At 68.2% G+C, this 17,421-nt stretch carries 18 protein-coding genes; 14 read left to right on the top strand and 4 right to left on the bottom strand.

Features of this window, described 5'->3' with window-relative positions:
- The first annotated feature begins 136 nt into the window (after positions 1–136).
- Complete coding sequence (gene speD, locus JJL56_RS08720; RefSeq protein ID WP_145623209.1) at positions 137–646, top strand: adenosylmethionine decarboxylase; 510 nt, start codon at positions 137–139, stop codon at positions 644–646.
- Positions 643–1,503: a polyamine aminopropyltransferase gene (gene speE / locus JJL56_RS08725; RefSeq protein ID WP_200484918.1), complete on the top strand. Its 861-nt coding sequence runs from the start codon at positions 643–645 to the stop codon at positions 1,501–1,503. Before speD ends, speE begins: the two co-directional genes overlap by 4 nt.
- Positions 1,504–1,518: 15 nt before the next feature.
- Here the strand turns inward: speE and JJL56_RS08730 are convergent, their stop codons facing one another.
- From JJL56_RS08730 to JJL56_RS08740, 3 genes are all read right to left on the bottom strand, one after another.
- Positions 1,519–3,024 carry an alpha/beta hydrolase gene (locus tag JJL56_RS08730; RefSeq protein WP_345772554.1) on the bottom strand — a complete coding sequence of 502 codons (1,506 nt, stop codon included), beginning with the start codon at positions 3,022–3,024 and terminating at the stop codon, positions 1,519–1,521.
- A gap of 157 nt (positions 3,025–3,181) precedes the next feature.
- Positions 3,182–4,387, bottom strand: a complete 1,206-nt coding sequence (locus JJL56_RS08735; protein WP_200484919.1) for an OpgC family protein — start codon at positions 4,385–4,387, stop codon at positions 3,182–3,184.
- A 229-nt stretch (positions 4,388–4,616) separates the two neighbouring features.
- Positions 4,617–5,369, bottom strand: a complete 753-nt coding sequence (locus tag JJL56_RS08740) for an SDR family oxidoreductase (RefSeq protein WP_200484920.1) — start codon at positions 5,367–5,369, stop codon at positions 4,617–4,619.
- A gap of 160 nt (positions 5,370–5,529) precedes the next feature.
- On the opposite strand from JJL56_RS08740, the gene JJL56_RS08745 reads away from it, so the two are divergent.
- From JJL56_RS08745 to JJL56_RS08800, 12 genes are all read left to right on the top strand, one after another.
- On the top strand, positions 5,530–6,204 hold the full coding sequence (locus tag JJL56_RS08745; RefSeq protein WP_200484921.1) for a TetR/AcrR family transcriptional regulator: 675 nt from the start codon (positions 5,530–5,532) through the stop codon (positions 6,202–6,204).
- Positions 6,205–6,496: 292 nt separating this feature from the next.
- Positions 6,497–7,189, top strand: coding sequence for a FadR/GntR family transcriptional regulator (locus tag JJL56_RS08750; protein ID WP_145623213.1), 693 nt, complete (start codon positions 6,497–6,499; stop codon positions 7,187–7,189).
- A gap of 35 nt (positions 7,190–7,224) precedes the next feature.
- Positions 7,225–8,241 (top strand): zinc-binding alcohol dehydrogenase family protein, encoded by a 1,017-nt coding sequence (locus tag JJL56_RS08755; RefSeq protein ID WP_247889252.1) that lies wholly within the window; start codon positions 7,225–7,227, stop codon positions 8,239–8,241.
- A 151-nt stretch (positions 8,242–8,392) separates the two neighbouring features.
- Complete coding sequence (locus JJL56_RS08760; protein WP_200484922.1) at positions 8,393–9,367, top strand: C4-dicarboxylate TRAP transporter substrate-binding protein; 975 nt, start codon at positions 8,393–8,395, stop codon at positions 9,365–9,367.
- Positions 9,368–9,426: 59 nt separating this feature from the next.
- Positions 9,427–9,897, top strand: a complete 471-nt coding sequence (locus tag JJL56_RS08765) for a TRAP transporter small permease (protein ID WP_200484923.1) — start codon at positions 9,427–9,429, stop codon at positions 9,895–9,897.
- A complete protein-coding gene (locus JJL56_RS08770) occupies positions 9,894–11,168 on the top strand; it encodes a TRAP transporter large permease (RefSeq protein ID WP_145623216.1) in 1,275 nt (424 codons plus the stop codon). Before JJL56_RS08765 ends, JJL56_RS08770 begins: the two co-directional genes overlap by 4 nt.
- A gap of 54 nt (positions 11,169–11,222) precedes the next feature.
- The gene (locus tag JJL56_RS08775; protein ID WP_200484924.1) at positions 11,223–12,710 is read left to right on the top strand and encodes a UxaA family hydrolase; all 1,488 of its coding nucleotides are present in this window, start codon (positions 11,223–11,225) and stop codon (positions 12,708–12,710) included.
- A gap of 34 nt (positions 12,711–12,744) precedes the next feature.
- Positions 12,745–14,214, top strand: coding sequence for a tagaturonate reductase (locus JJL56_RS08780; RefSeq protein ID WP_200484925.1), 1,470 nt, complete (start codon positions 12,745–12,747; stop codon positions 14,212–14,214).
- A gap of 105 nt (positions 14,215–14,319) precedes the next feature.
- Positions 14,320–14,520 (top strand): hypothetical protein, encoded by a 201-nt coding sequence (locus tag JJL56_RS08785; protein WP_145623219.1) that lies wholly within the window; start codon positions 14,320–14,322, stop codon positions 14,518–14,520.
- Between the two features lie 377 nt (positions 14,521–14,897).
- Positions 14,898–15,284 carry a MarR family winged helix-turn-helix transcriptional regulator gene (locus JJL56_RS08790; RefSeq protein WP_109069903.1) on the top strand — a complete coding sequence of 129 codons (387 nt, stop codon included), beginning with the start codon at positions 14,898–14,900 and terminating at the stop codon, positions 15,282–15,284.
- Positions 15,285–15,381: 97 nt separating this feature from the next.
- Positions 15,382–15,861, top strand: a complete 480-nt coding sequence (locus JJL56_RS08795) for a YchJ family protein (RefSeq protein WP_200484926.1) — start codon at positions 15,382–15,384, stop codon at positions 15,859–15,861.
- Positions 15,862–15,883: 22 nt separating this feature from the next.
- Entirely contained in the window at positions 15,884–16,645 is a 762-nt protein-coding gene (locus JJL56_RS08800; protein WP_200484927.1) for a YkgJ family cysteine cluster protein, read from the top strand.
- 129 nt (positions 16,646–16,774) lie between these two features.
- Here JJL56_RS08800 and JJL56_RS08805 read toward each other — a convergent pair whose 3' ends face one another.
- On the bottom strand, positions 16,775–17,392 hold the full coding sequence (locus JJL56_RS08805; RefSeq protein ID WP_145623222.1) for a pyroglutamyl-peptidase I: 618 nt from the start codon (positions 17,390–17,392) through the stop codon (positions 16,775–16,777).
- Positions 17,393–17,421 lie beyond the last annotated feature (29 nt).

The following is a 17,421-nucleotide window of genomic DNA, read 5'->3' on the forward strand; positions in this document are numbered from 1 at the left end:
CCAGAGCGCCAGAGCGCCGCGACAAAGCACAAAGGGCAGGGCTGGACAGAATTCTGTTGATTCGCATGCGAATTTGTCCCATATGCCCCCCTTCTCCGCGACAGCTGCGCGGAACATCTGCTGATGGGGGAGAACGATGGCGAAGACCGCTTCTCTCTTCCAATTGGGGATGGACTTGGGAAGCGATCCAAGGAAAGCCCAAACGGAAGGTCAAATCTCCAGCCGGACCAACGTCACTTCTGGTCCCTGGAAGGAATACCAAGACGATCGCAAGGACCATTTCATCGTCCGCGATGGCAAGGTCTGCGCCGGCACGCACCTGATCGTCGATCTGTGGGGCGCCGAACGTCTGGACGAGCTGGACCATGTCCGCTCCACGCTGATCGAATCCGTCGAGGTGGCGGGGGCGACGCTCCTGCACATCCACCTGCACCATTTCACGCCGAACGGCGGCATCTCCGGCGTGGCGGTGCTCGCCGAGTCGCACATCAGCATCCACACCTGGCCGGAGCGCGGCTACGCCGCTCTGGACATCTTCATGTGCGGCGACGCCCAGCCGATGAAGGCCATCCCCGTGTTGGAACGCGCCTTCAAGCCCACGGGCGTGAAGTGCGACGAACTGCTGCGCGGCGAAACCGGGTCATGAGCGACTCCGGCTCCGGCTGGTACGACGAGACGCTGCATACGGACGTGGCCCAGCGCCTGCGCATGGGCCGCGTCCTGCACCGCGACCGCACCGGCCTCCAGGATCTGGTGATCTTCGAGAACCCGGTCCTGGGCCGCGTGATGGCGCTCGACGGTGTCGTCCAGACCACCGAAGGCGACGAGTTCGTCTATCACGAGATGCTGACCCATGTGCCGATCCTGGCGCATGGGCGCGTCCGCCGCGTCCTGATCGTCGGCGGCGGCGACGGCGGTATGCTGCGCCGCTGCCTGGAGCACAGGGCGGTGGAGCGGGTGACGATGGTGGAGATCGACCGTTCCGTGGTCGATCTGTCCATCGCCCATCTGCCGTCGATCAGCGCCGGCGCCTTCGACGATCCGCGCACGGATCTGGTGATCGCCGACGGCTGCGCCTTCGTCAAGGAGACCACGGAGCGGTTCGACGTCATCATCGTCGATTCCACCGACCCCCACGGGCCGGGCGCCGTCCTCTTCACCGAGGAGTTCTACGCCGACTGCAAGGCGCGGCTGACCCCCGGCGGCGTGCTGGTCACCCAGAACGGCGTGCCGTTCCTCCAGCCGGGCGAGCTGAAGGACAGCCACCGGCGGCTGGGCCGGCTGTTCGGGGATGCCGGCTTCTTCGTGGCGCCGGTGCCCAGCTATTACGGGGGCTTCATGGCCTTCGGCTGGGCCACCGACGACGCTGCGCTGCGCCGCCAGACGGCGGAGGCGATCCGTCCGCGCTTCGCGGCGGCGGGGCTGGTCACCCGCTACTACACGCCCGACATCCACGTCGCCAGCTTCGCCCTGCCGGCCTTCATGCTGGACGCGCTGAAGTAAGCCTGTCCCTGGGGCTCACGGCGGCTGGAACCCCGGCGGCTTGGCCGCCGCCGGGCAGGCGTTGGCGGGCAGGGTTTCCGAATCCACGAACTGGGTGGCGGCGGCGACGGCGCAGTCGTCCGACGCGGTGACCAGATGGCCGACGCTGCGGAAGACCAGATGCCGGCTTTTCGGCAGGGTCGTCGCGGCGCGCTCTGCCCATTCCGGCGGGGTCAGCGGGTCATAGGCGCCGGACAGCAGAAGCACCGGCACCGGGCTGGCCACCGGCAGCCGCTCCGACGCCTCCTGCGCGGCGGCGGGCCATTGGGCGCAGACCCGCCGGCCGGGATCGTCGGCGGTGACGGCGCCATAGGGGGCGAAGCGGCGGGCGGCGTCGGCCAGCCGCAGCGGGTCGGCGGGGTTCACCGTCTCCCGGCATTCGATGGAGAAGGCCATGCCTTCCGCCGAGTCGGGGTCGCCCAGCCAGGGGGCGGGCACCCAGTCGGTCAGGCGGTCGTACCGCCCACGCCACGCCCGTTCGATCAGGGCGGGCAGGCGGGGCACGCTCTCGCCCTCGGCCATCGCTTCCAGCAGGGCCGACAGGGCGGCGCCGCTGTCCAGCCGCGCCCAGCGCGGAATCTCCGGATCGCCCACCGGCACGTCCACCGGGGCCTTGCCCAGCCGCTCGACCAGCTCCAGGAGATGGCGCTCCAGGTCCGGATAGGCGGCGCGGCACACGCGGTTGGCCGCGCAATCGTCGAACAGCCGCTTGAACGCCCGGTGCGCCAGCCAGGGCGCCTCCTCCGTCGCGTTGACGTCGGGCGGGTAGATGGAATCGAGCACCGCCGCGCGCACCCGCCCGCCGTGGCGCCGCAGGATCTCCAGCGCCACCCGCGTGCCGTAGGACACGGCGAACAGATTGACCCGCTGCGCGCCCAGCGCCGCGGCGACGTCCATGGCGTCGTCGGCGGCGATGGGGGTGGTGAACATGGCGCCATCCAGCCCGGCGGCGGTGAAGCGGTCGCGGCAGGCGGCGATGGCCGTGCGCTCCAGCGCGGCGCGGCGGTCCCGCGACACCGGGCGGAGGCGGGGCGAGGCGCCCAGCACGTCCAGCTCCGGGCAATCGGTGTCCGGCTCGGCCCGCCCGACGCCGCGCGGGTCGAACAGCACGACGTGGCGCGACCGGCGGAAACCGGCGGTCAGCGACCACCACACCTCCATCCGCTCCTCCACCGCCTCGCCGCTGCCGAAGGGGGAGGCGCCGGGGCCGCCCTCCAGGAACAGGACCGGGTCGGGGGACGGCTGCTTGGCGGTGGACAGCAGGACGACGACCGGCAGGCGGAAGGCCCGCGTCGCCGGCCGGTCGCGCCGGTCGGGCACGCCGACGGTCCCGCACAGCGCCGCCTCGCCCTCCGGCACGGAGAACCAGCAGGGGCCGGGCACGAAGCGGGGGTCGGCCTGCGCCGGCAGGGGAGCCAGCGCCACCGCCAACAGGGCGGCGGCCAGGGTCCCCAACCACCGATGATGGGCGCGTCTCGTCACGCGGATCGATCGTCCTCAGCAGCGAAAGGGCGGGCGGGGATCGGCCGGGCGATGGCCCTTCCAGCGGTCCCACCACTTTTGATGCTTTCTCTTTGACCCAGCGGGGCGGGCTTGTCCAGGACAAGACAGGTCCCGTCCGTCCAAGCCCCCGGCGCGCTCAGCCCCGGGACGAGCCCATCCGGACGGCGCCCCGCTCCGCCGGCTTGGCGCGGCTCCGCTCGCGCCATAGGGCGGGGATGGCGAGGCTGGCCACGCTGGCGAGCAGCAGGACCGCCTTGGTCGGCTGGTTGAAGGGGCCGCCGAACAGGTCGATCAGCAGGATCGCGTAGGCGACCAGGACGTGGAACAGATAGACCTGCAGCGAGTGCCGCCCCAGCAGCCGGAGGAAGGGCAGGTTGAACAGCGCGGTGAGCAGCCGGGCGGTGCCGGCGGCGACCGGGTGGGACGACCGCGGCCCGGCGATGAGCAGCCAGGACACGACGTAGGCCAGCGCCGCGAAGTTCGCGAGGTAGACGAGGCTGAACTCGGTGCGGTCGACGTAGCGCAGGAAACGCTCGCCGACGATCGGGCTGACCAGCTCATGGACGAAGGACAGATGCCAGGCCGCGCAGACCACCACGGTCACCAGCGCCGGAACCAGCCAGGGCGGCCGCTCGACCGGAAACCAGCGGTCGGCGTCGAAGCGGCCCCGCTGCACGGCACTGCCGATCAGCAGACCGGCGACGTAGAGCACCTGCCAGGCGAGCGGGTTGAACGGCCCGCGCACCGCCAGCCCGTCGCCGAGCCGCCCCAGCACGCCGTCGAGCGCGGTCAGCACCGGCACATGCAGGCCCATCTGCACGGCGGCCCACAGCGCGGCGCTGCCCAGCGCGACCTTGCGGGCGTGGCCGTCGAGGATCAGGCGGAGCAGCAGCGGGGTCGCCGCGAGGTAGAGGATGTACTGGATCAGCAGATCCGTGAAGGTCGGCGAATGCAGGAGGAGCGCGCTGGCCAGCAGGGTGCCGGGCTCCAGCCAGGCCAGATGCCCGAGGAAGCCGCCCAGCGGCTCCCGCGCGCCGGGGACCAGCACCACCATGGCGGTGACCAGCGCGATCACCAGCATGGTCGAGACGTACAGCTCGCGGGCACGGGCGAACAGGCGCCGCCGGGCGGCCTCGGGCGAACGCTGGGTCCAGACGCGGGTGTAGTACATTCCGGCGACGATGCCCGACAGCAGGACGAAGCCCTGGGCGTCCTGCACATAGCCGAGTTCGGCGTGGTTGACCTTGGCGAGCAGCACGCCGCCGGCCAGCACCACATGGTTGACCATCATGAAGACGAGGAAATAGCCCCGCAGCCCGTCGAGCGTCGCGGAACGGCTCATCGGGCCACGCTCCGCGGCGGCGGCCGGGTTGCGGGGGAATCGGCCGTTATCATCGGTGCGTGCCGCATCTGTGGCGTCTCCGTTGCTGACGTCGGTGCTGGTGTTGGCGCTCCTCGGGTCGCCCCATATTCGTCGTCAACGGATCGTTAATCCTTGGCCGGTGCCGTCCGGAGAGCCTTTTCGAACAAAGGCTTCCCCGAACCGGTTCCGCTTTCGGGCGTTCAGGCTCTCAGGCGTTCAGGCCGCCGTCCACCGTCAGGGTGGCCCCGGAGATCTGCCGGGCCGCCGGACTGGCCAGGAAGGCCACCGCCGCCGCCACGTCCTCCGGCTTGCCGTAGCGGCCGAGCGGCGTCTGCGAGCGCAGGATTTCGGCATGATCGCCGTTCGCCGGATTCATGTCGGTGTCGGTCGCGCCCGGCTGGACGAGATTCACCGTGATGTCGCGCGGGCCGAGTTCGCGGGCGAGGCCGTGCGTCAGGGCGATCTGCGCCGACTTGGTCATCGAATAGACGGTGACGCCCGGAGCGGTGATGCGGTCGGCGAGGCACGACCCGATGAAGACGATGCGCCCCCCCTCCTTCAGATGCGGGATGGCCGCCTGCGCGACGAGCACCGCGGCGCGCACGTTGACGTTCAGAAGCGCGTCGATGTCGGCGAGGCTCATCTCCGCGACCATGCCCTGGCGGGCGATGCCGGCGTTGTTGACCAGGACGTCGAGGCCGCCGAGCGCCTCCACCGTCCGGCCGACCAGGGCCGCCATGGCCGCCGGGTCGGCGCTGTCGGCCTGAACGGCGACCGCGCGCCGGCCCTTCGCCTCGATCGCCCGGACGACGTCGGCGGCGCGCCCGGCCGACCGCTCGTAGGAGATCGCCACATCCGCGCCCTTGTCGGCGAGCGCCAGCGCGATGGCGGCGCCGATGCCGCGCGAGCCGCCCGTCACCAGGGCGCGTTTTCCAACCAGCTCACCAATTGCCTCACCCATGACCGTTCCTTTTTGTGTCGTTCGATACAAAAATAGCTAGAGGCTCCCAGCGCACCGGTCAATGATTTTTGTATCGATCAACTCAAAAATAAGACGCCAGCCGTCATCCGCCCGCCGAGGCCCATTGCCCCCACGCGGCGGCGGGATTAAATAGTGATTGATGCAGAAATCACCACCGACGCCGCCCGCCGACCACAGGACCGACGCGCCGCCCCCCGCCCGTGGGCGCGGACGGCCCCGCGCGTTCGACCGCGAGGCCGCTCTGACCCAGGCGACCCGCCTGTTCTGGAGCAAGGGTTACGAGGCGACGTCCATCGCCGACCTGACGGAGGCCATGGGGATCGGCTCCCCAAGCCTCTACGCCGCCTTCGGCTCGAAGGAGGCGCTCTACCTCGAAGCGGTGGACCATTACCGCAAAAGCTACGAGGGGCTCGTCTGGGGGCGGTTCCTCACCGCCGGCACGGCCCGCGAGGCGGTCATGGCGCTGCTGATGGACTCGGCCTCGGCGCTCACCGGCTGTCGCGGCGACATCCCGCGCGGCTGCATGGTGACGCTCGCCGCAGTCGGCAGCGAGGGGCACGCCGAACTGGGCGCCGCGTTGCGGTCGGCGCGGACGTCGGCGGTCGGCCTGTTGACGGAGCGCCTGAAGCGGGCCGTGGCCGAGGGCGAAATTCCGGCCTCGGTCGATCTCCACGCGCTCGCCCGTTTCGTGCAGACGGTGCAGGCCGGCATGTCGATCCTCGCCCGCGACGGTGCGGAGCGCGCCGAACTGGAAGCCGTGGCCGAGGTCGCGATCCTGGGCTGGGACGCCCGCGTCGGCCGCCCGTCCCTCTGACTCTCTCCGGAAGCGATTTGCCGCTCCGCTTGGGGGAATTGGTCGGCGCGCTTGAGCGCACAAACTTGTCGCGCGGAAAGCCGCCGCCGTGGCGATGAGTCCTGTTTGCGAGAACTGAACAGATGATTCTCGCTATTCCTCCTCATAATGCAGCGCGGCAATTTCGCATCATGCGTTAGCAGCGCTGTTTTCAACATTTTCTGACTCTCTTTGCCGTTTCGTGTGCCGTCGCACGGTGCTATCGTTTGCCATCAATTGTCCAATTGTTGGACCAAACTCACGCAGTGCGATCATGAACGGCGTCTCAACGGTCAAGGCCATCTTCGAGGAACTCCGCAAGGAGATCCCGGAGCGCTATCAGCCCGGCGATCTGCTGCCGAACGAGCGGCTGCTGGCGGAGCGGTTCGGCGTCAGCCGCAACACGATCCGGGAAGTCATCATTTTCCTCGAAGCCTACGGGCTGGTGGACAAGACCCAGCGCGGACCGCGTGTCTGCAAGCCTGACATCGAGGCGATGTTCCGCATCCTCGATCAATGCTTCGACCGCAGCGTCAAGACTTGCCGGGAAGTGTTGCAGTTCCGCCGGATCATCGAAATCGGCGTCCTGCCGGAAGTCGTCCAGCAGATCAGCGACGCGGAGATCGACGCGCTGGACCGTCTGGCCGAGGACATGGAGCACCAGTTGACGGTGCGCGAAGCGGCGGAGGTGGATTTCCGCTTCCATGCCGCCATCGTCGCCGCGTCCCGCAACTCCATGTTGCAGAAGATGTATCAGGCGATGTCCCAGCCGATGATCTATTACATGGAGATCGGCAAGAGCAACGCGGTGATCGGGCCGACCACGGTCGATTATCATCGCCAGATCATCGCAGCGCTGCGTGAGCGCTCCGTCGAGAAGGCCGTCGAGGCCAGCAACGCACACTTCCATTTCAGCGAGAGCGTGTTCAACCAGGAAGCGCAGCCCTCGGCTGCGCCCGCGTCCTGAACACGTCCGTTTCCTGAAGAAAAAGGACCACACCGGTGAAAGCACTGATGATCGAAGGCGTGGACGTCTGCGCGATCCACGAGGTGGCGGAGCCGACTCCCGGCCCCGGCGAGGTGCTGCTGGCGATCCGCCATGTCGCCCTGTGCGGCAGCGATCTCAGCACCTTCAAGGGACTGAATCCGCTGGTCTCGCTGCCGCGCATCCCCGGCCACGAGATCGGCGGCGAGATCGCCGCGGTGGGTGAGGGCGTTCCGGCCGACTACACCGTGGGGCGGCGCGCCATCGTCATTCCCTACACCGCCTGCGGCACCTGCCCGTCCTGCCGCAAGGGCCGGGTCAACGCCTGCCGCAGCAACCGCACGCTGGGCGTGCAGCAGAACGGCGGCTTGGCGGAGCGCATCGTCCTGCCCTACGGCAAGCTGATCCTGAACGATACGCTGGCGCCGCGCCATCTGGCGCTGGTCGAGCCGCTGTCGGTCGGCTTCCACGCCGCGGCGCGCGGCCGCGTCGAGGCGGCCGACACCGTGCTGGTGCTGGGCTGCGGCATGATCGGCATGGGCGCCATCGCCGGCTCCGTCCATCGCGGCGCCACGGTGATCGCCGTGGACATCGGCGAGGCGAAGACCGGTCTGGCCCGCCGCTACGGCGCCGCCCACGTCATCGACGCCGGCAAGGAGGACGTGGCCGCCCGCGTCATGGAGCTGACCAACGGCGACGGCGCCGACGTGGTGATCGAGGCGGTCGGCCTGCCGGCTACCTTCACCCAGGCCATCGACCTCGTGTCCTTCGCCGGCCGCGTCGTCTATATCGGCTACGCCAAGGAGCCGGTGTCCTACAAGACACAGTTCTTCAACCTGAAGGAGCTGGACATCATGGGGTCGCGCAACGCGACCTCCGAGGATTTCCAGGCCGTCATCCGCTATCTCGAAACGCTCGGCCACGCCCCCGACGACCTGATCTCCAAGGTCTTCCCGTTCGAGGAGGCCGACAAGGCCCTGCCTTACTGGGCCAAGGAGCGCGACACCACGGTCAAGGTGATGATCGAGCGCTGACCCTTCCGGCGGCGCCCGCAAGGCGCCGTCACCCTCAGAACTGCCGCGGCGGGGCGTGCCGGTCCCGCCGCCGGGCCCCGCCCCGTCGGCGGGACCCGTCCATGAGCCACGTCCACAGACGGGCTCCCCGGCATCCACTATGGAGGAAATAATGAAGCGCTTTCTGGCGTCCGCCCTTGCCGCGTGCGTGCTGTCCATCGGTGCCGCGTCCGGCGCCATGGCCAAGACCGAGATCATGGTCGCCTACGAGAACAATCCGGGCGAGCCGCTCGACCGGGTGATGCATCACTGGGCCGACCTTCTGAAGGAGAAGAGCAAGGGCGACGTCACCCTGAAGCTGTTCCCCAGCTCCCAGCTGGGCGCCAAGAAGGACGTGATGGAACAGGCGATGATGGGCATGAACGTCATCACCCTGTCCGACGTCGGCTTTCTGCAGGATTACGACCCGGACCTCGGCGTTCTGTTCGGCCCGTACCTGACCGACGACCCCCAGAAGCTCTTCAAGATCTATGAGAGCGACTGGTTCAAGAAGAAGGACGAGGGGCTGCGCAAGAAGGGCGTGCACATCGTCATGTCCAACTACCTGTACGGCGTGCGCCACATCCTCGCCAAGAAGCCGATCAACACGCCCGCCGACCTCAAGGGCATGAAGATCCGCGTCCCGAACAACGTGATGCAGATCAAGACGATCGAGGCGATGGGCGCCACCGCGACGCCGATGCCGCTGGGCGAGGTCTACCCGGCCCTGACCACCGGCCTGATCGACGGCGTGGAGAACCCGATCTCCGTGCTGTACGGCGCCAAGCTGCATGAGCAGGCCAAGTATCTCAGCCTCGTCGGCTATCTGACCAACACGTCGGTCTGGGTCGGCGGCGAAGCCTTCTTCAGCAAGCTGCCGGCGGACGTCGTGAAGATGGTCCACGAGACCGGCTACGAGGCCGGCCTCTACAGCCAGAAGCTGGCCGCCGAGCAGGACGCCGAGTTCATCGAGAAGATGAAGGCGTCCGGCGTCACCGTGATCCAGCCCGACCCGGCGCCGTTCCGCGACGCCACGAAGGTCGTCTACACCCAGTTCCCGAAGTGGTCGGCCGGCCTGTACGAACAGATCCAGAAGGATCTCAAGTAAAAATAAGATCAATCCGGGCGGGGCTGCCGTCCCGCCCGGATCGTTAGGAGGAGTATGCCATGGAGTTGATCCGGCGTCTGCCATCGGTCGTCGCGGGAGGCGCGCTGGCCGCTCTGGTGGTGATGACCATCGCGGCGGTGTTCGCGCGCTACATCTTCGACGCCCCGCTGCACTGGGGCGAGGAAATGTCCGGGCTTCTGATGATCTGGATCATCATGATCGGCGCCATCGTCGCCGAGCGTGACGGCCAACATCTCGATATCCCGCTGTTCGTGGACCTTCTGCCCACCCGCATCCGGGCGGCGGTCGATCTGGCCGTTTCGGCCCTGTCGATCGTGGTTCTGACCTACGCCGGCTGGCTCGGCTATCTGCTCGCCCAGAGCGCCCAGTACAAGCTGACGGAAATTCTTCAGATTTCGTGGTTCTGGATCGACATCGCCGTTCCGGTGGGTGCCGCCGGCATCGTCGTCTATCTCCTGCGCCGCTGCTTTATCGACATCATGGTGATCGCGAAGGGGAAGGCGCCATGAGCTGGCCCGTCATCATTCTCATCATGCTTTGCCTGTTCGCGTTGAACATGCGGCTTTACATTGCTATTTTTGCATCCGTTCTTGTCTATTTCGTGTTTTTCAGCCCGGTTCCGGACCAGATCGCGGTGCAGCGGCTGATCGGCGCCTCGCAGAATCTGTCCCTCCTGGCGATTCCCTTCTTCATCCTGCTCGGCACGCTGATGGACCACACCGGCGTGGCGAAGCGCCTGCTGCGCGTGGCCGACCTGCTGGTCGGCAAGTTCACCGGCGGCATGGCGCTGACCAACATCATGCTGAGCACGCTGCTGGGCGGCGTCAGCGCCTCCAACCTCGCCGACAGCGCCATGCTGACCCGCATGCTGGTGCCGGAGATGGAGCGCAAGGGCTACAACCGCGCCTTCGCCGCCGCCGTCACCGCGTCGGGCGCGCTGGTGACGCCGATCATCCCGCCGGGCATCGCGCTGATCATTTACGGCCTCGTCGCCGACGTCTCCATCGGCGCCATGTTCATGGCCGGCATCCTGCCCGGCATCGTGATGGCGGCCATGCTGATGGTCGCCGCCTACATCGTGTCCAAGCGCAACGGCTATCCGCCGTCCCGCGACAGCTGGCCGACCACGTCGGAAACCACCAGCGCGCTGGTCGGGGCCTGGCCGGTGCTGGTCCTGCTGGTCGCCATCATCGGCGGCATCCGCGCCAACATCTTCACCCCGACCGAGGCGGGCGCGGTGGCCGTGCTGATCGTCCTGGTGATCGGCTTCGTGATCTACCGCGAGATGCGCGTCGCCCATGTGGTGGACGCCCTGGTCGGCACCTTCAAGGCCACCTCCTCGGTGATGCTGGTCATCATGGCCTGCTCGGCGCTGGCCTGGATTCTGTCGCTGGAGCAGGCGGCGCAGCAGCTGGCGACCTACATCACGGCGCTGACCGACAACAAGTACGTCTTCCTGCTCATCCTCAACCTGCTCCTGCTGTTCCTGGGCATGCTGATCGAGGGCAACGCGATCCTGATCGTCATGGTCCCGCTGCTGATGCCGACGGTGCACCAGCTCGGCATCGACCCAATCCATTTCGGCATCGTGGTGATCGTGAACCTCGCGGTCGGCTGTCTGACGCCGCCGGTGGGCACGGTGATGCTGCTGGTCTGCAACCTCGCCAAGGTCAAGATCTCGGACTTCATGAGGCAGTCCACCCTGCTCTTCGTGGCGCTGTTCGTGGCGCTCATGATCGTCACCTTCGTGCCGGAACTCTCGCTGGTCCTGGCCCGCTGATCCTCCTCGCCGCCACACTCCCGCTTTTCTCGCTTCTCCCCGAAGGGGCCTGACATGTCGAAGTACCTGAAGATCCATTCCAGCGACACCGTCGCCGTCGCCCTGGAGCCGCTGGCCCTGGGCACCGCGATCGACGGTCTGGGCGTCGTCCTGCTCGACGAGGTGCCGCAGGGCCACAAGTTCGCCGTGACGCCGCACCAGCCGGGCGACCGGGTCATCAAGTACGGCAGCGTGATCGGCCTCGCCAAGGAGGCGATCCCGGTGGGGCGGCACATCCACACCCACAACATCGGAACGGCGCTGGGCGGCCTGCAGGACTACGCCTACGCCGGTCCGGCGGCCGACACCGCGCCGGCCCGGCAGCCGGCGCCGACCATCCAGGCCTTCGTCCGCGCCAACGGCGAGATCGGCGTGCGCAACGACCTGTGGATCATCCCGCTGGTCGGCTGCGTCAATGGCCTCGCCAAGAACGCGGCCAAGCGCTTCGAAAAGATGGGACTGCTTCCCGAAGGCTCCCGCGTCATGGTGCTGGAGCATCCCTACGGCTGCTCGCAGCTCGGCGGCGACCTCGACAACACCCGCAACATCCTGCGCGACTTCGCCATCCACCCCAACGCCGGCGGCGTGCTGGTCATGGGGCTGGGCTGCGAAAACAACACCCGCGCCCTGTTCACCCAAGGCTTCGAGCATCCCGACCCGCGCCGCCTGCGCTATCTGACCACCCAGGATGTGTCGGACGAACTCGAGGCGTCGCTGGAGGCGATGACCGAGCTGGCCGCGGTGATGCGCGAGGACAAGCGCGAGCCGGTCGGCGCCGACCGCCTGCGCATCGGCCTGAAGTGCGGCGGTTCGGACGGCTTCTCCGGAATCACCGCCAACCCGCTGCTGGGCGCCCTCTCCGACTGGCTGTGCGGGATCGGCGGCGCCACCGTGCTGACCGAGGTGCCGGAAATGTTCGGCGCCGAGCATCTGCTGATGGAGCGCGCCGAAAGCCGCGAGGTGTTCGAGGGCGTCGTCACCCTGATCAACGACTTCAAGCAATACTTCATCGACCACAACCAGCCGATCTACGAGAACCCCTCGCCCGGCAACAAGGCGGGCGGCATCAGCACGCTGGAGGAGAAGTCGCTGGGCTGCACCCAGAAGGCCGGCCTCTCCCCGGTGCGCGACGTCATCCGCTACGCCGAGCGCATCCGCAAGCCGGGCCTGACCCTGCTGGAGGCGCCGGGCAACGACGGCGTGGCGGTGACCGCCCTGGCCGCCGCCGGCTGCCACATCGTGCTGTTCACCACCGGCCGCGGCACGCCGCTGGGCGGCGTCGTGCCGACCATGAAGATCGCCACCAACACCGCGATGGCCGAGAAGAAGAGGCACTGGATCGACTTCAACGCCGGCCCCATCGCCGAGGCCACCGCCACGGTGGACAGCCTGCTGCCATCCTTCATTGACAGCATCCTCGCCGTTGCCAACGGCAAAGAGGCGCGCAACGAGGAGAACGACGTCCACGACCTCGTGATCTTCAAGTCCGGCGTCACGCTCTGACCCGTCACCACCCCCTCAGACAAGGACGCCGAGCATGCAGCGCCTGAACGCATCCTTTCTCAACGGCCGGCCGCGCCCGACGACGACGCGGATCGTGCAATTCGGCGAAGGCAACTTCCTGCGCGCCTTCTTCGACTGGAAGGTCGACCGCCTGAACGAGGCCACGGGGAGCGACTGGGGCGTGACCGTTGTCCGCCCGATCGCCGGCGGCGTCCCGCAGACGCTGAACGAGCAGGAGGGCGTCTACACCGTCCTGTCGCGCGGCGTCGACGAGTCCGGCGCGAAGGTCTCGCAGGCTCGGCTGATCGGCTGCGTGCGCAACGAGATCGCCGCGCACGGCGCATGGGCGTCGGTGCTGGAGCTGGCGCGCGATCCGAACGTCACGGTCGTCGTCTCCAACACCACCGACGCCGGGATCGCCTATGTCCCGTCGGTGGCCTACGCCGACGAGCCGCCGGTGTCCTTCCCCGGCAAGATGACCCGCTTCCTGCACGAGCGTTGGAAGGCGTTCGACGGCGCGCCGGACGCCGGCCTGCAAATGCTCGCCTGCGAGCTGATCGACCACAACGGCGAGGAGCTGAAGCGCATCGTCCTGCTGCACGCCCGCGACTGGGCGCTGGAGCCGGCCTTCATCGACTGGATCGAGACGGCAAACGCCTTCTACAACACGCTGGTCGACCGCATCGTCCCCGGCTTCCCGCGCGCCGAGGCCGACGACCTGCGCCGCGAGCTGGGCTACGACGACCGCTTCATGGCGGCGGCGGAGCTGTTCCACCTGTTCGTGATCGAGCGCAAGGAGGGGATGCCCGCGCTGCGCCTGCCGCTCGGCGAGCATGACGAGGGCACCGTCGTCACCGCCGACGTCACCCCCTACAAGGCGCGCAAGGTTGCCATCCTCAACGGCGCCCACACCGGCCTGTGCGCGCTGGCCTTGCTGGCGGGGCTGGAGACGGTGGGCGAGGCCGTGACCGATCCCGCTGGGGCGCGCTTCCTCGACCGGCTGCTCAACGAGGAGGTGATTCCTTTCCTCACCCTGCCGAAGCCGGAGCTGGAGGATTTCGCGGCCGCCGTGCTGCGCCGCTTCCGCAACCCCTACATCCGTCACCTGTGGCACGACATCAGCCTCAACGGACTCGTCAAGTACCAGACCCGCAACCTGGACCGTCTGCTGGCCTACCGGGAGCGGTTCGGCACGCCGGCGCCGCTGATGAGCCTGTCGCTGGCCGCCTGGCTGGCCTTCTATCTCGGCCGCTTCCCCGGCGCGGACACGCTGCCGCCGCGCGACTCCGCCGAGATCGTCGAGCGCGTCCGTGCGATCGGTGCCCTGGACGACGGCACCCCGGCGGGGCTCGAGGCGATGGTCGCCGCCTATCTGGGCGAAACCGCCTTCTGGGGCCGCAGCATCGACGACCGCTCGCTGCGCGCCCAGGTGATCGAGGACATCCGCTTCCTGACGGATGAGCCCTTCACCTTCGCCCGCCTCGCGGCGCGCCTGGAGGGCTAACGACGCAAGGCCCCGACCGGCGGTTGCGGAAGGGGCCCCAAATCGGACTTGACGGAAAACATCCGATAACGGATTAATTGCTTCTCTGCAACAAGGAGAGGAGCCATGCAGACCTTATGGAACGCCCTGCTGCGGCAGTGGCTGGACGCCGAAGGCGACGACGCCGGGGTGGAGACGCTGAGCGCCCATCTGCGGCGCGATATCGGGCTGGACGGAACCGAAGCGGGCTACAGTCCGTCCCAACACATCCGGGAGCGGAACCTTTCGGATGCCCGGTCATTTTTGACGTTGCAAGCGTATCGCTGACAGGCGATACCCGATCCTGCGGTTTCCCTTCGGGGCCGCGCCTTCCTTCAACCCACGGAGACCACGATGAAAGCCATCGTACCCACCACCCCGAATCGCCGACAGGGCGATTGGTCCGCCCATACCACCCAGCGAGCTATCGGCTCCCGTCTTCAACCCAGCGCATTGGAACGCGAATTCCGGATATCGAGAGGAAGCCATGTGTGTCTTTTTGGGGTTTTGCGGTCGTTCGGTCTTCGTTGAGCACGCCCACTGGGCCTCTCCGGATCGTTTTTTCGACGCCCGGCGGGATAACGGGGAATTCGTGGTATGGCTTGGACGCCTGAACATCATCTACACACCGGCCCGATGGGGTCCTCGCTCGGGGAGGGTCGCTGATGCCGGCCCACGTTCGCGCTGACGAGGTGACCACCGTCGTCCATGTGCTCGAGGCGTTTCGCAAGCTCGATCCCGACCTGCCGATCCAATACGCGCTGTCCTTCATGACGATCGCGGGGAACGAAGGGATTTCCATCGGCGAGCTTGCGGAACGCCTGGGCATCGCCCAATCCTCCGCGTCGCGCAACGTCGCCGCGCTCAGCCGCTGGCACAGCTTCGGGAAGGCCGGACTCGACCTCGTCCAGGCCCAGGAAGACCCGCGCGAACGCCGCCGCAAGATCGTCACGCTCACCGACACCGGCCGCGCCTTCCTTGAGGAACTGCGCGCCATCGTGAAGCCGACGGTCCACACCCCGTCCGAACCGCGCCGCGCCCGTTCGGCCTGACCTTACCTGTCCGTCCGTTGTGTTCGGTCCGCAGCGCTTGACCGGGGTGGCCCATCCTGCCACACCAGCCCCGGACCCACCGACGGACCCGCGCGCCATGACCTCCTCCGCCTGCCCCTGCTGTTCGGGCCTTTCCTTCGAGACCTGCTGCGGCCCGATCCTGGCCGGCGCGCCCGCCGCGACGGCCGAGGCGCTGATGCGGTCGCGCTACACCGCCTTCGTGCGCCACGACCTTGACCATGTGGAGCGCACCCACGCGCCGGAGATCCGCGAGGACTTCAACCGCGCCGAGGCGGAGCGGGTGGCCGACGAGTGCGACTGGCAGCGGCTCGACGTGCTGCGCGCGACGGAGGAGGGCGACGAGGGCACCGTCGAGTTCCTCATCCACTTCCGCCGCGACGGCCAGGACATGCGCCATCACGAGCGGGCGTCCTTCCGCCGCGTCGATGGCCAGTGGCTCTACAGCGCGGGCGAGGTGAACCCGAAGGGCGAGCCGCGCCGGGTCGTCAAGGTCGGCCGCAACGAGCCCTGCCCCTGCGGATCGGGGAAGAAGTTCAAGGCCTGCTGCGGCCGGTAGAGGCCGGACGGGGACCCGGACCATGGAACCGCGCTTCGCCTGCACCGCCTGCGGAAAATGCTGTCACGGGCTGTTGCCGCTGACGCTCACGGACGCGGTGGCCCACGCCGTCCGCTTCCCGCTGGCGCTGGTCTGGACGGTGGTGCGGTCGAACGCGAAATCCTACGACCTCGCCACCCGGCTGGGCACGACCGTGCGCCTGCCCAACCGCAAGACGGTGGCGGTGCTGATCCAGCCCACCGCCTACCTGCCGAACCATTTTCCCTGTCCGGCGCTCCAGCCGGACAACCTCTGCGGCATCCACGCCGACAAGCCGTCGCGCTGCCGGACCATGCCTTTCTACCCCTACCGCGAGGAAAAGGATCAGGCCGACCTGCTCGTCCCGCGCAAGGGCTGGGAGTGCGACGTCTCGGCGGAGGCGCCGGTCGTCTACCGCAACCACGCCATCCTCGACCGCAAGGACTTCGACCGCGAGCGCGCCGAACTGCTGGAGCAGGCGCCGGTCATGCGCACCTACGCCGACTATGTGCTGAAATACATGCCCTGGATCGTCAACGATCTGGCGAAGATGGCGGCGGCCCCGGCGGGGGGGAAGCTGGTCACCAGCCTGTCCTCCTTCCTGACGGCGACCCGGCGGACCGACGCGCGGGAGCTGGCGGCGGCCCAGGCGCCGCTGATGCAAGCGATGGCCGAGCGCACCCGGACCGATCCGGCGCTGGCGGATTTCCACAGGAACTACGCGGGCTGGGCGAAGGAGATGGAGCGGCTGGCGCAGCGGGGATGACCGCTCCGTCGGCAGACAACAGGGTCTTCACGGATTTCACAGACTTGGACACGGATTTCGCGGAATTTTTCCATCCGGTTCATCCGTGCCCAAATCCGCGAAATCCGTGAAGAATCCGCACTTCTTCAATCAGGCGGCGATCCCCAGCCCCTGGCGCAGCAGCCCGACCAGCGCCCGCACCGCCCGTTCCTGCTGGTCCAGCGTCAGGCCGGAGCGGCCCGGCTGGTCGGCGACCTGCTCCGGCAGCGGCGGCAGGTGGACGAAGCCCATGGGTACGTCGAGGTCCGCCGTCTCGATCACGTGGCGGGCACGGTAGAACAGGTGGTTGCAGACGAAGCCGCCGGCATGGTCGCTGAAGGTCACCGGCAGGCCGGCGATGGCCAGCTCGCGGACCAGCGTGGGGACGGGCAGGGTGGAGCCGTAGGCGGTCGGCCCGTCCGGCTCGATGGCGTCGTCGGTGCGCACCACGCCCGCGTTGTCGGCCTGCTCGCTCTCGTCGCGGTTCCAGGCCAGCCGCTCGATCTTGATGTACTCGGAACCGGCGGCCAGCCCGAAGCACAGGGCGGCGGCGGGCCGGTGCTCCTCCAGCAGGGCGGCGAAGGCCGCGCCGCAGGCGTCGTATTCGACGGGCAGGACCGCGGTGACGACCCCCGGCTCGCCGGCCAGCCGCTCCATGAGGAGCGCCGTCGGGTTGACGGCGTGATCCCCGAAGGGCTGGAACCCGGTGAGCAGGATGGGAGCCGTCACGGCGGACGCCTTTCGGTCAGCGGTTTAGC

This window comes from Azospirillum aestuarii, assembly GCF_016632405.1.
GTDB lineage: Bacteria > Pseudomonadota > Alphaproteobacteria > Azospirillales > Azospirillaceae > Azospirillum > Azospirillum aestuarii.

What these genes read in the sequence shown, in the direction of transcription:
- JJL56_RS08795 (WP_200484926.1), top strand. Translation starts at nt 15,382, where the DNA reads ATGACCTCCTCCGCCTGCCCCTGCTGTTCGGGCCTTTCCTTCGAGACC.
- speD (WP_145623209.1), top strand. Translation starts at nt 137, where the DNA reads ATGGCGAAGACCGCTTCTCTCTTCCAATTGGGGATGGACTTGGGAAGC.
- JJL56_RS08780 (WP_200484925.1), top strand. Translation starts at nt 12,745, where the DNA reads ATGCAGCGCCTGAACGCATCCTTTCTCAACGGCCGGCCGCGCCCGACG.
- JJL56_RS08750 (WP_145623213.1), top strand. Translation starts at nt 6,497, where the DNA reads ATGAACGGCGTCTCAACGGTCAAGGCCATCTTCGAGGAACTCCGCAAG.
- JJL56_RS08770 (WP_145623216.1), top strand. Translation starts at nt 9,894, where the DNA reads ATGAGCTGGCCCGTCATCATTCTCATCATGCTTTGCCTGTTCGCGTTG.
- JJL56_RS08785 (WP_145623219.1), top strand. Translation starts at nt 14,320, where the DNA reads ATGCAGACCTTATGGAACGCCCTGCTGCGGCAGTGGCTGGACGCCGAA.
- JJL56_RS08745 (WP_200484921.1), top strand. Translation starts at nt 5,530, where the DNA reads ATGCAGAAATCACCACCGACGCCGCCCGCCGACCACAGGACCGACGCG.
- JJL56_RS08765 (WP_200484923.1), top strand. Translation starts at nt 9,427, where the DNA reads ATGGAGTTGATCCGGCGTCTGCCATCGGTCGTCGCGGGAGGCGCGCTG.
- JJL56_RS08775 (WP_200484924.1), top strand. Translation starts at nt 11,223, where the DNA reads ATGTCGAAGTACCTGAAGATCCATTCCAGCGACACCGTCGCCGTCGCC.
- JJL56_RS08735 (WP_200484919.1), bottom strand. Translation starts at nt 4,387, where the DNA reads ATGAGCCGTTCCGCGACGCTCGACGGGCTGCGGGGCTATTTCCTCGTC.
- JJL56_RS08760 (WP_200484922.1), top strand. Translation starts at nt 8,393, where the DNA reads ATGAAGCGCTTTCTGGCGTCCGCCCTTGCCGCGTGCGTGCTGTCCATC.
- JJL56_RS08740 (WP_200484920.1), bottom strand. Translation starts at nt 5,369, where the DNA reads ATGGGTGAGGCAATTGGTGAGCTGGTTGGAAAACGCGCCCTGGTGACG.
- JJL56_RS08800 (WP_200484927.1), top strand. Translation starts at nt 15,884, where the DNA reads ATGGAACCGCGCTTCGCCTGCACCGCCTGCGGAAAATGCTGTCACGGG.
- speE (WP_200484918.1), top strand. Translation starts at nt 643, where the DNA reads ATGAGCGACTCCGGCTCCGGCTGGTACGACGAGACGCTGCATACGGAC.
- JJL56_RS08790 (WP_109069903.1), top strand. Translation starts at nt 14,898, where the DNA reads ATGCCGGCCCACGTTCGCGCTGACGAGGTGACCACCGTCGTCCATGTG.